Genomic DNA, 430 nt, shown 5'->3' with positions numbered 1-430 from the left:
CCCTGCAACGTAAAAAGCAGGCGCTCAAAACACTCTTTTCAGAGCAAGTATCAGCAGGAAAAGCGCGTAAAACATGACTTTTCGTTCCCTCCAGCAGACGAGTGAAGAGCCCCGATTGACTTGAGCATAAATTTCACAGATAAACTTTAGTACAAATAAAAAGACAAATGTTAGTTCACGGCATACTAATTCCCTTACATATCCCGGGAGGCATGGAGATATGAATGAATTTCTTAATGGACTAAAATCTGCGATCGACACATTGGGGCCCACAGTCCTGCTGCCAATCGTAATCTTTATTATCGCCGTTATCCTCGGCGCGAAGGTCGGCAAAGCTTTTCGCGCTGCTGTTACCATCGGCGTGGCTTTTATCGGTATCAATCTGGTGCTGGGATTGATGTTCACCTCAATCGGCGAGGTAGCACAGGCA

General features: G+C 46.0%; 1 protein-coding gene. It reads left to right on the top strand.

Annotated elements, in window-relative coordinates; translation table 11 throughout:
* Nucleotides 1-220 precede the first annotated feature (220 nt).
* Nucleotides 221-430: PTS transporter subunit IIC (locus HBA93_RS18750; protein ID WP_286202053.1), on the top strand; the 210-nt coding region annotated here is incomplete at its 3' end.

It is taken from the genome of Ochrobactrum sp. SFR4 (assembly GCF_019730395.1).
GTDB lineage: Bacteria > Pseudomonadota > Alphaproteobacteria > Rhizobiales > Rhizobiaceae > Pseudochrobactrum.
This window is presented reverse-complemented; position numbering and strand designations above follow the sequence as displayed.